The following is a 12,181-nucleotide window of genomic DNA, read 5'->3' on the forward strand; positions in this document are numbered from 1 at the left end:
AAGGTCCACCATAGATGGGGGTATAGCTCAGTTGGGAGAGCACCTGCCTTGCACGCAGGGGGTCAAGAGTTCGAATCTCTTTATCTCCACCAAAAGACATGAAGATAATTCATGTCTTTTTTATTTATATTAAAAAAGAGTTAAATAAGTATTTATGTCTTTAAATTAGTATTGTATATTTTAATAAGCTTAGTATATTTTTATTGAAATATAGGTTTATACTTTATTGTGATCCTATATTCTTAATTTTTATAGGAAGGTAATATTTATGATGAAGATAGTAGATTCATTTAATAAAGTTCATTGTATAATAAATTTTTTAAAGAAATCAGGTACTTTCATATTAACTATCATAGGGATAAGTATCTATTTAATTTTGAATACTAAATTAGTTAATAACTATATCATAAGCAAAAATAAAGACATGTTAATAGGTGAAATTAGTTTCATTAATATGGTAATTATATTAATTACTCCAGGACTTATCCTGCTATTAATATATATATACATAAGGTTTAGAGATGATCTTAGGGAAGATAGGGGAATGAGGGTTTTATATAATAGTAGATATAATGAAGTTATGGAAAGACCTAAGATAAAAGTTAAATATCATATGATTTTTGGAATATTAATTTTAAGTTGCGTATTACTATTTATATATGCTATTAATAGTAATTATGTAATTTATGAAGATAAGATAGAAAAGAAAAAAATTTTTTCTTTTAAAGAAAGAGAGTATGAGTATAAAGATATTAATGAAGTTATTATAGGAGCTAAAAAGCGAAAAAGTGGAGGGAGTTTTTATTATAAGATTAAATTAAAAGATGGGGATAAAATAGATTTAGGAAGATTTACAGTGTGTATGGAGAATGAGTTAGAAACTATACAAATAATAAATAATATTATTAGAAAAAATAATATAGAAAGAAAGATAGATAAAACCTATTTTCATAGAATAGTTGAAGATTTAGATAAGAAATATGTAAGGGAGTATGAAAATCTATTTAAGGATTAAAAAGAATATATTTAAGTAATAAAATAGTATAATTTTTTTATAAAAAGTATTGACATGAAATTTTAAAAAATGTATAATAAATCCTGTAAGCAACGAGGATCTTTAGCTCAGTTGGTTAGAGCAACCGGCTCATAACCGGTAGGTCCGGGGTTCGAGTCCCTGAAGGTCCACCATAAATGGGGGTATAGCTCAGTTGGGAGAGCACCTGCCTTGCACGCAGGGGGTCAAGAGTTCGAATCTCTTTATCTCCACCAGAAAGACATGAATTAATTTCATGTCTTTTTTTATATAATAAAAACTTATTGTATCGATAGATAAAAAAGCTTAATTATTATTATATAGGGTTCTAAGTTTTAAATTTAATTTATATATCTATCCAAAGAAAGATAAATCAAAGATATAATAAGTTTTAACTGAATTTAATGTTACAACTTATATATGATGAATTTAGAACTGTAAAGTTCTCTGAAGGATATTATAAATAGACTAGTGAATACTCTATGAACAATGGTGATAAATCCTATAAAAGTAAAAAGGGCTCTATCAAAAATCAAGTTATAGAATAGTATATAATACCTAATGATAAATTAGGAATCTTATAATAAACAAAGGATGATTTTTATGAAGGAGCTATATTTAGTGGAACCTTATCTAGTCTTTTATGACAAGATTAAAAAAAGTATAGGCTCCGACCCTTTTATAGTAGTGGAAAGGCTTCAAGAAGAATTAGAGGGATTTTATATAAATTTAATCTGTGAGAAGTATGACCAAGCTATAGGGATTAGATGCCTATTAAGAAAAGAATATAAAATAGAAGATAAAAATATTAGGATAAAAGTGTTTTTCAAAGATAAGGATAGAGAACTAACTTGTGAAGGGGATGCTGATACAATAAATCATAAAAGATTAGCATTGATGTTTATAAAATTAGCCCTTAATTCCAATCCTTATTTTTCAAGAACTAGAATAATAAAAGAAAGTGCTTTAGGAGATATAGCAGTAGAATTTAAGCCTTCAGTTATACAAGTATATAATAACAATAAAAGAGACCTATATGGAAATATATCTTTTATAGCAAGAGATTTATTTGCAGATATATTAAATACAACATTATTTGATAATGTAAAAATATTATATACAACGAAGCCTTTAATAACTAAAATTTAATAGATTATATTTTAACTTAGGGTAATTCTTATCCTAAGTTTTTTTAGTTTACAGGAAGTGGGAGTTATAAGTTATATTTTAATTATTATCCCATTGTATTAATTAAAATAGTTTCTTTATATAAGTAAAGGTAGAATTAAAAAAGTAATACTTTGTAATTTCATCTTTTGAAAAAAATTCAGAAAATAACAACAATATATCAAATTATTCATTGTAAATTTTATTAAATAGCAATATTCACCTTTTCATTCAAGGTATATTGACATGGAACAGAAACATAGCATACAATAAAAATGAAATAACAGAAAAACTTAAATTTTCTGTATTTTTAAGATTGTGGTTATAAATTAATAAACACTAGTTAAAAAAAGAGGGGGAGAACGTATGCAAAAGAAAATTCGTTTTTGGGACTTAGTCTTCATGAATGTTTCTGCATTATTCGGAATAAGATGGATAGCTAAATCTACAGCTGATAGCTTTGGACTAGGCTTAGGTGCAATACCTACATGGGTAATTTTTGCCTTTATATTCTTTGTTCCTGGGGCATTAATATGTGCAGAACTTGCATCTACATATCCATCAGATGGAGGACTTTATGATTGGGTTAAGGAAGCTTATGGGGAAAAGTTTGGTTTTTTAGTTTCTTGGTTAAACTGGACAGCTAAGATATTTTGGTATTCATCATTTTTAACATTCTTAGCAGTTAACGTTTCTTATGTTTTAGGACAAAAGGACTTGGCAAATAATAAGATATTTGTACTTGTGCTATCATTAGTTTTATTTTGGGTATTGTCATTAATTTCTACAAAAGGAATGTCATTTGCTAAGATATTTACAAATGTAGGAGCATTAGGATCTACAGTTCCAGCAGTTCTATTAATAGTACTTGCTTTTGTATCTGTTGTGATCTTAAAAAAGCAGCCATCAGCATCAGTATATACTGTAGCAACATTAACTCCACAGCTTAATCTTAATTCATTAGCGGGAATATCTGGTATAATGTTTGGACTAGCAGGTGCTGAAACCACTGCAAACTTTATAACAGAAATAGATAATCCATCTAAGAATTTTCCAAAGGCTATAATGGCAGCAGCAGCTATAGTTGCGTCTTTATATGTTCTTGGTTCTATATCTATAACTATGATATTACCATCAAGTGAAATAACTGCATCAAAAGGTATACTAGATGCTCTAAATGCAGTAGCACTTTCTTTAGGAATTGGAACTTGGTTTGTAAGAATAATAGCATTGGGTATATCTTTATCAATTCTTGGTGCTATAATACTTTATATAGCATCTCCAATAAAGATGTTATTTGGAAGTGTTAGAAAAGGAATATTTTCTGAGAAGTTTACAGAAGTAAATGAGCATAATATTCCAGTAAAAGCTGTTATATTACAAGCGGTTATAGTATCAGTTATCCTTTTAACAACGACTCTTTTACCATCAGTGGATGCAATATATAATGTATTAGTAAATATGACAGCACTAACATCACTATTTCCTTATGTATTATTATTTGCATCATATATTAAGCTTAGAAAAGAAAGACCAAATGAAAAAAGAGGATATTCCATGGCAAAGAAAAATAGTACTTGCATAGCATTAGCTAATATGGTATTAATAGTGACTATAATAGGAATAATATTATCAGCAACACCAGTTATGGGAAGTTTAAAAGAAAATATAATATATGAAATAGAAATGATTGGTGGAGGGCTTATAGTTATACTGGCAGGACTTTTTATATGGAATAACTATGTTAAGAGAAGTGGATTTAAAGAAGAGAGAAAAAACTTTAGTAAATAATTAATAGGAATGGGTTAGTAGCCCATTCCTAAATTTAAAATAAAAATATAAAGGTAAAATTAAAAGTTAAGAATTGAGATATACTAAATATGACCTCAATCTTTAATTGTTAATTTTAAAAAATTAAGGGGGACTTTTGTTATGAAGAAGAACAGAGTAAATCAAGTTTTAGAACTTATGGAAAAAGAAAATGTTAATCAAATGCTAGTTTCTGACCCAGCAGCTATTTTTTATTTAACAGGAAAATGGATACATCCAGGTGAGAGATTATTAGCTTTATATTTAAACCTAGAAGGAAATCATAAATTATTCATAAACGAGTTATTCCCAGTATATGAAGATTTAGGTGTTGAAAAAGTATGGTTTAATGATACTCAAGATGGAGTTAAAATTATAGCTGACCAGGTTAATAAGAGTAAAACAATAGGTGTTGATAAAAATTGGCCATCAAAATTCTTATTAAGATTAATGGAACTAGGTGGAGGAAGCACATTTGTAAATGGATCTTCTATATTAGATAGAGTAAGAATGTGTAAGGATGAAGAAGAGAAGAATCTTATGAGAGCAGCATCAAGATTAAATGACCTAGCAGTTGAAAAAATGATAAATTTAATACCAGAAATGCATAGTGAAAAGAAAATGGGTAAGCTTCTTGCTGACATATATGAAGATTTAGGAGCATCAGGATTTTCTTTTGATCCAATTATAGCATATGGTGCTAATGGAGCAGATCCACACCATGGACCAGATGGTAGCACGGTTAAAGAAGGAGATTCAATAATAATAGATATAGGATGCGTTAAGGATTCATACTGCTCAGATATGACAAGAACAGTTTTCTATAAGTCAGCCTCTGAAAAAGCTAGAGAGGTTTATAATACTGTTAAAGAAGCTAATATGAAGGCTATAGACATAGTTAAGCCAGGAGTAAGATTCTGTGATATAGATAAGGCTGCAAGAGATCACATAGAAGCTAAAGGATATGGAAAGTACTTTACTCATAGAACAGGACACTCTATAGGTCTTGAAGTTCATGATTTTGGTGATGTATCTTCTATAAATGAAGATAGAGTACAACCAGGAATGATATTCTCTATAGAACCAGGCATATACTTAACAGGAGAAGTAGGAGTAAGAATAGAGGACTTAGTACTTGTTACAGAAGATGGCTGTGAAGTATTAAATAAATACGATAAGGAATTAACAATAATAGAATAAAATAACTTTAAGAAGTATTTTTAAAAGGAATATTTATAAGTTAGTATAAAAAAAGATGATGCATATAAGGAGAGGTAAGTTCCTTTTTATGCATCATTTTTAAGTTTTAATAGTCGTTATATTGAGGAATAGACATCTTTAGTTAAAGAAATATTATAGGGTTTAAAGGTGAAAACGTGACTTATAGATAGCTTCAGGTACTGACTAATCAAGGGGAAAGGTCATGTATAAGTCTTAGTTAGAAACCCTATAAAGAGATTATATCTAAAGTTAAAATTATAGAAGAAGAACTATAAAATATTAAATTAGTTTAACATTAGTCACATGTAAGTATATAAGCATGGGGCTAATTTATTTTATTATGAAGTAATTTTCAATTGACATATTGCAAAAACATAACATAAAATAAGGTGAACTAAAGAGTAAATTAAAGAATGAACAAAAGAAGGGGGAAAACATGTGAAAAAGAAAATTAGTTTTTGGGACTTAGTTTTCATGAATGTTTCAGCATTATTTGGAATCAGATGGATAGCTAAATCTACAGCAGAGAGTTTTGGATTAGGTCTTGGAGCTATACCAACCTGGATAGCTTTTGCATTTATATTTTTTGTTCCTGGAGCATTAATATGTGCAGAACTTGCCTCTACATACCCATCAGATGGAGGACTTTATCAGTGGGTAAAGGAAGCTTATGGAGAAAAGTATGGGTTTTTAGTTTCATGGTTAAATTGGACAGCTAAGATATTTTGGTATTCTTCATTCTTAACATTTTTAGCAGTTAATATCTCTTATGTTATGGGAAGACAAAGCTTAGCAGACAATAAAATATTTGTACTTCTAACATCCTTAGTTTTATTCTGGGTGTTATCATTAATTTCAACTAAAGGAATGTCCTTTGCAAAGATATTTACAAATCTTGGAGCTCTTGGCTCTACAGTACCTGCAATATTACTAATAGGAATGGCATTTATAACAGTGGTAGTATTAAAGAAGGAACCATCTGCATCCACATATACTTTGGCTACATTAACTCCAAAGCTTAATGTAAATTCTTTAGTTGCAATATCAGGTATAATGTTTGGGCTTTCAGGTGCTGAAATAACTTCGAATTTTATAACTGAAATAGATAATCCATCTAAGAATTTTCCTAAAGCTATAATTACAGCAGCAGCCATAGTTTCATCTTTATATGTTTTAGGATCTATAGCAATAACTATGATATTATCTCCAGATAAGATAACTTCCTCTAAGGGGATATTAGATGCTTTAAATACAGTATCTATATCTTTAGGAATGGGATCTTGGTTTATAAGATTGGTATCATTTGGAATATCCTTATCTGTAATTGGTACCATAATACTTTACATAGCATCTCCAATAAAGATGTTGTTTGGAAGTGTTAGAAAAGGGGTTTTCCCTGAAAAGCTTACTACTGTAAATGAGCATAATATTCCAGTAAGAGCCGTTATATTACAGGCAATAATAGTGTCTCTTATACTTTTAATAACAACTCTCCTGCCATCAGTGGATACTATATATAATGTGTTACTTACTATGACAGCTTTAACATCATTGTTTCCATATGCACTGTTATTTGCGTCTTATATAAAGCTTAGAAAAGAAAGACCTAATGAAAAGAGAGAATATTCCATGGCAAAGAACAATAGGACATGCATATATGTAGCAACTATTGTTTTATCAATTACTGTTATAGGAATAGTATTATCAGCAGCACCAGTTATGAGCACATTAAAAGAAAATATAATATATGAAATAGAAATGATTGGTGGGGGATTTATAATTATATTAGTAGGTCTTAAAATATGGAATAGATTTGTTAAGAGAACTGGATTTAAAGAAATAAGAAATATGAATAATTAATTGTAAAAATCAAAATATAATATATCTTGAACTTTGCCACATGCAGAAATATAAGCATGTGGCAATTTAATTAGTATTTTATAAGAAATATTAAGTATAATTAAGTATATATGGTTTAAGTAGATGATGGTATAATAGGCGTAAAGGGGTGAATTACATGTATGTAGATGCTCACAATCATTTAGATTGCTATGATGAAAATTTATTAATAAGAGCTTTAGAGGAAATTGAAAATTATAATATATATACAATATCTAATTCTATGGATATAAGCTCTTATGAAAGAAATAAGGAAATATCAAAGGAGAGTGAGTTTGTAATACCAGCCTTTGGAATACATCCTTGGAATGCAGGAAGGTATTTAGAGAACTTGGAAGAGATATTACCTTATATAGAAGACAGCCCTATTATTGGAGAAATAGGCTTAGACTTTAGTAAGGCAAGTGAAGAAGCAAAATTAGCTCAAAGAAAAGTTTTAGATTTTATATTAGAAAAGTCTAAGGATATGGATAAGTTTGTAAATATACACACCAAGGGATGTGAAGAAGAAATTTTTGATACATTAATAAAGCATGAGTGTAAAAGGGTAATTGTTCACTGGTACTCTGGTGATTTTACTATACTAGAAAAGATGATAAAAGAAGGCTATTTCTTTACTATAAATTCAGAGGTTATTAAAAATAATTCAATAAGGGAAATCGCAAATAGAATACCCTTAGATAAAATATTAGTAGAAACTGATGGTCCTAGTGGGGAAGGAACTTTTAAGGATAAATTAGCAATGCCTGTAGATGTTATATCTACAACTAGAGAACTGGCAAGAATAAAAAATATAAAAGAAGAGGTAATGAAGAGTATAGTAATAAATAACTTTCAGGGGATCTTAAGAGATTAATTAAGAATTTTAAGGGGAAAATTTCAATTAACTTATTTATGAATTAACTCCTTGAAAGTATAGATTTTAATAAGTGTATAAAATAAGTTTGTAATTAAAATCCATTTATAATTAATTAGCTACTAAATTTATAAAGGAAATCTTAGGAGGACTTAGATTGGGGGAAATCATGAGTAAATATAGTAAAGGCAAAAGTGATCTAAAGGATAAATTTAAAAGAGAGATGACAAGGGGGATTATATTTATTTCTTTTGGAGGAGCCATGGTTTTGTTTTTGGGGATTTCAGGAAATAAGAATTTTATTTTATATCTATTGCTACTATTATGCTTTTGTATACCAGGATGGTATTTTTTAAAAGGATACAAGTATTATAAGTATGAAATAAGGGCTGAAGAGCAGGGGATAAAAACACTTTTAGGGTTACCAGAGGAGTATACAGTATTTAATAGCATATTTTTAAAAGGAATAGATGGATTAGGTATAAAGATAGATATAGTTATAGTAGGGCCAAATGGAGTCTTTATAGTAGATTTTAAAGGAATAAATGGCTCTATAAAAGGAAAGGTCACAGAGGAATTCTGGCTAGAGGAAATAAAGGGAAAAAGTAAAAAGCAAAAAAGCCTATTGAATTTATTAAATAAAAAAACAAAAAGTCTAGATGAGTTTTTCAAAAGAAAAAATATAGACACAAAGGTAGAAAAAAGCTTTATATATTTGCCATTGAATGAAACAACAATATCCTTAGATAAAAAAAGTGAAAATATTGTTACAGATAATAAAGTACTAATAGATAAGATAGAAAGTTATAGAGGGGTAAGTCTATCTGATAAAAATATAGAGAATATAATAAAATCATTGAAATTATTACAAAGATTTGACTAATTAAGTGTAATAGAAGTCTAACTATAATAGAATTAGAAATAAGTTGTTGAAATTTATATGTATTACAAAATATATCTTCGTGTATTTATGAAAAAATATATAAGAGTATTAGACAAACAGTTATAGAACCAATTAAAATAACTAGTTATTTTAATTGGTTCTATAACTGTTTTTATGCGAAATTATTAAAATAGAAAAAAAGCCCCAAAGTCTATGGGGCAATAAATATGGGTGTAATGGGTTTATTTGTGAAAGTAAAGGGAGGTTTTTTTTACTTTCTATGTTTAATATCGTATAGATAAGAAAAAAGTTAAGATGAAATTTGAAAAATTATTAAACTGTAAAAATAAACACATAAAAAGGGGAAGAGGTTTATAGAATATTAAAAAACATATATAAGTAATAAGAATAAAAAAGTTAAGGGTAAAATATTTAGGTTTAAGAATTTAAAGTAATAAACTGATTTTTTATAATATTTTAATGGAGTTAATTTATTCTTGAAATATATGTAGAATAGAAAATATTAAATTTTAGATAACTATAGGGTTTTAGAGGTTTCAATGAAGTAGGTAGGTTATAATATATAAATATAGATTTAATATAAGCAATGAAGAAAATCAAATAGCTTAATTTAATATGTTATGCCAATTCAATACAAAGAGAAGCTTAACTTATAATTAAATTCTTTAAAACATTATGATTTAACTTCAAAGAACAATAATAATTTCAAAAAAGTTAGCTATGAAAACCAGCTAATTTAACATTAAGATAAAATTCTTAGTCAGCATATCTTAAATATTTCATTAAAACTTATGTTAAAAGGCAGATTATTTAATTATAAATTATAGTTTAGAAGTAGGAGGTGTTTATATGAATATTGGAATACTAATTATGACTATATTTTTTGGTGTAAGCCTAATTATAAATATAATAAGACTTGTCCTTCCTGTTGTTAAATATGATTCACCTTTAATATATAAAACAAGAAAATATTTAAATTCTAGGATTAAAGCATTACTTTATCTATCTATTCTTATTGCATTGGGGTTTATTGTAGTTGACTCTGTTTTAATTAAGGGTATAGAAGAAATGAATACCATGGAAAGATTCACCTATATACTTCTTGCAGGACTTATAGTGGGAAATTGTTTTGTTTATGTAATGCTTATAATGCAGAAAGTATTTATGTTTAATGATGGAATATTATTTAATGGAATATTTATAGAGTGGAAGAATGTAATAAGCTTAAAAAGGGAAGAAGAGAGATTAATTTTAGTTTTTGATAATAAAAAAGCCAGTAATGTTATTCCTATTGCTATAGAAAATAATTTAATACTACCCTATGAAAATAGTACTTTAAATTTAATAAAGGATAAAATTTCAAGTGAAAAATATAGTAGTATATAAGAGTATACTACTATACTAGCCTTACAGAGAGGAAATAAAATTATCTGTAGGGCTTGAATTAGTGTATTGCATAGAGATAATTATAAGTAATATATTAGTTAGTTTTTTATAGAAAATGACTTTATTTGTAGTAGGGATAATAGATTTTAGGACTCAAAATTTTAAAATGAGTAAAAAAATTAAGAAGTTAAATGATAAGTTTTTTAATAGCATTATAAAGTAAGAATTAGTCTAAAAAAATATATCCTAATTGAAGAAGAGATTAAGAAATACAAAAAAGGTAGGGGACATATGGATAAAGAGATTTTAATAGCCATACAAAGATCATATAATTTTTTTTCAGAAATGGAGAAGAGATTAGGGGACTACATTATGGAGAATTATTATACCATAGAGAATATGAATATAAAGGAATTAGCTAAAATAGTGGGAACCTCTAATTCTACAATAACAAGATTTTGTAAGAAAATAGGTTGTGAAAGTTTTATAGAACTTAAAATGAAGCTTAGTTTAGCTAGTGCAGGAAGTAAGGAAGAAGATAATGATATCTTTAACAGGGTGTATAACAATTATCATCAAATAGTAGAATGTACTAAAAATAGTTTAAATAAAGAAGATATAGATAAACTTACACTTAAAATAAAAGAAAGTAGAAGAATATCAATATATGCAACGGGAAGTGCTGGCCTTATAGCAAATGAATTTAAGTATAGATTAGAGAGGCTTGGATATCTTGTAGATTCCATAACTGATTCTCATAGAATGCTTATAAATGGATGTGTACTTAGAGAAGGGGATATGGCAATAGGAATATCTGCATCAGGTTTTACTCAGGAAGTAATACAAGGGTTACAAGCGGCAAAATATAATAAAGCATATACTGTCTCAGTAACAAATTTTAAGAATAGTGATATAACCAGTATTTGTGATATAAATCTTTATACATATAATAGTAAATTTATAAAAGAGAAGAGCTTCATAAATAGTGGATTATCAACATTGTATCTAATTGATATAATCTCCATGATGCTTTTAGAGGATGTGAATACCTCAGATAAATTAAAAGATACTATATCTAAGGTAAAAAGAAATAAAATATTAAACTGGTAAGGGGCTGCTAACAGCCCTTTATATATTTAAAATATAGGGCTATAAATAAGAAAATTATAAACTCTATAGTAAACAGCAAGATAAAGATAACATATATGGTTTCGGACAATATAGATTTTTCTAATATATATTTTAAAGTAAATAGAATAATAAGAACTAGACTTATTATACAGGGTACATATTTACTAATAGGATTACGGGTAAAGTTATAGGAGGCAATAAAGGGAATTGAAAATATTAATAAAAAGGTAGTAAGAAAAATAATAATAGAGAATAAAAACATAATAATCTCCTAAACATAAATTAATGATTACATAGTTATAATATGAATTTTAGAAAGAATTGTTAATAGCTTAAGGGTAGACGTAAGTTTATAATGTGAATAGGAAAGTTTAAATAAGGAGATAAAGCTTGAAAAATAATAGATTAGTTCATAGGATATTTAGCTGGAATAAAACCTTTTATTAATTGAGTCGTGGTTTACGAAGAAAACTTATCCAAGTGTATCTGTAGGTGAAAAAAGAAGAAATTTATCAAAATTTAGAGAAAAAATAAGATAAATTAATGTGTATAAAAAATTAAGTATAATGAAATACTTAATATATGTTAAGATAAATATCGTTGCAGATGAAGAAAGCAACTAAGATAGTTTAAAAAGTAAAAGAAACTTAAAATAAACTATTGACAATGAAAAAACAAAGTGATAATATAAAGAAGTCGCTTGAGGGCGACATGGTCTTTGAAAATTAAACAGATTAAGATAAAGAACCAGCAATTCTTTTACAGTAAATAATTA

General features: G+C 27.3%; 9 protein-coding genes and 3 tRNA genes. All 12 read left to right on the forward strand.

The window, feature by feature from the left end:
- Positions 1-16: 16 nt before the first annotated feature.
- Positions 17-92, forward strand: a tRNA-Ala gene (locus BR69_RS0112995).
- Between the two features lie 176 nt (positions 93-268).
- Positions 269-1,015, forward strand: coding sequence for a hypothetical protein (locus tag BR69_RS0113000; RefSeq protein WP_027633571.1), 747 nt, complete (start codon positions 269-271; stop codon positions 1,013-1,015).
- Between the two features lie 96 nt (positions 1,016-1,111).
- Positions 1,112-1,188 (forward strand) — tRNA-Ile (locus BR69_RS0113005).
- A gap of 5 nt (positions 1,189-1,193) precedes the next feature.
- Positions 1,194-1,269, forward strand: a tRNA-Ala gene (locus BR69_RS0113010).
- Between the two features lie 367 nt (positions 1,270-1,636).
- On the forward strand, positions 1,637-2,182 hold the full coding sequence (locus BR69_RS0113015) for a hypothetical protein (protein WP_027633572.1): 546 nt from the start codon (positions 1,637-1,639) through the stop codon (positions 2,180-2,182).
- Positions 2,183-2,566: 384 nt separating this feature from the next.
- On the forward strand, positions 2,567-3,991 hold the full coding sequence (locus BR69_RS0113020; protein ID WP_027633573.1) for an APC family permease: 1,425 nt from the start codon (positions 2,567-2,569) through the stop codon (positions 3,989-3,991).
- Positions 3,992-4,132: 141 nt separating this feature from the next.
- Complete coding sequence (locus BR69_RS0113025; RefSeq protein ID WP_027633574.1) at positions 4,133-5,209, forward strand: M24 family metallopeptidase; 1,077 nt, start codon at positions 4,133-4,135, stop codon at positions 5,207-5,209.
- A 459-nt stretch (positions 5,210-5,668) separates the two neighbouring features.
- A complete protein-coding gene (locus BR69_RS0113030; RefSeq protein ID WP_027633575.1) occupies positions 5,669-7,090 on the forward strand; it encodes an APC family permease in 1,422 nt (473 codons plus the stop codon).
- Between the two features lie 157 nt (positions 7,091-7,247).
- The gene (locus BR69_RS0113035; protein ID WP_027633576.1) at positions 7,248-7,985 is read left to right on the forward strand and encodes a TatD family hydrolase; all 738 of its coding nucleotides are present in this window, start codon (positions 7,248-7,250) and stop codon (positions 7,983-7,985) included.
- A 169-nt stretch (positions 7,986-8,154) separates the two neighbouring features.
- On the forward strand, positions 8,155-8,868 hold the full coding sequence (locus BR69_RS0113040) for a nuclease-related domain-containing protein (protein WP_150112277.1): 714 nt from the start codon (positions 8,155-8,157) through the stop codon (positions 8,866-8,868).
- Between the two features lie 870 nt (positions 8,869-9,738).
- Complete coding sequence (locus BR69_RS0113045) at positions 9,739-10,275, forward strand: hypothetical protein (RefSeq protein WP_027633578.1); 537 nt, start codon at positions 9,739-9,741, stop codon at positions 10,273-10,275.
- 291 nt (positions 10,276-10,566) lie between these two features.
- Entirely contained in the window at positions 10,567-11,385 is an 819-nt protein-coding gene (locus BR69_RS0113050) for a MurR/RpiR family transcriptional regulator (protein ID WP_027633579.1), read from the forward strand.
- Positions 11,386-12,181 lie beyond the last annotated feature (796 nt).

The organism is Clostridium hydrogeniformans DSM 21757 (genome assembly GCF_000686705.1).
In the GTDB taxonomy this organism is placed as follows: Bacteria; Bacillota; Clostridia; order Clostridiales; family Clostridiaceae; genus Clostridium_Z; species Clostridium_Z hydrogeniformans.